General features: G+C 63.2%; 1 protein-coding gene. It reads left to right on the top strand.

Going from position 1 to position 288, the window contains the following annotated elements; genetic code table 11:
• Positions 1 to 269: EAL domain-containing protein (locus tag EN804_RS36555; protein ID WP_135922441.1), on the top strand; the 269-nt coding region annotated here is incomplete at its 5' end.
• Positions 270 to 288 lie beyond the last annotated feature (19 nt).

Here is a 288-nt window from a genome sequence, read left to right as displayed (position 1 = left end):
TCCGCTTTGTCCAGAACATCCATGAGAATGGCGACAACTCCAAGATCGTGCGCGCCATCACCGAACTAGCCCGGGGGCTGGGCATCTCGATCGTGGCCGAGGGCGCCGAAACCGAAGCGGAGCTCGATTCGCTGATGGCTATCGGTTGCGACCAGGTGCAGGGCTATTCGATCGCTTTCCCGATGCCGCAGGAAAAGGCCCGCGAATGGCTGTCGGCGCGCATGCCGAAGAAGGCCAGGCTGACGGTGCTGCGGGGAAGCTTGGCATAGGCATCGCGGGCCAGCCTTG

Source organism: Mesorhizobium sp. M8A.F.Ca.ET.161.01.1.1 (assembly GCF_004792105.1).
In the GTDB taxonomy this organism is placed as follows: Bacteria; Pseudomonadota; Alphaproteobacteria; order Rhizobiales; family Rhizobiaceae; genus Mesorhizobium.
The sequence above is the reverse complement of the archived record's forward strand: the minus strand, read 5'-3'. Positions and strand labels throughout refer to the sequence as shown.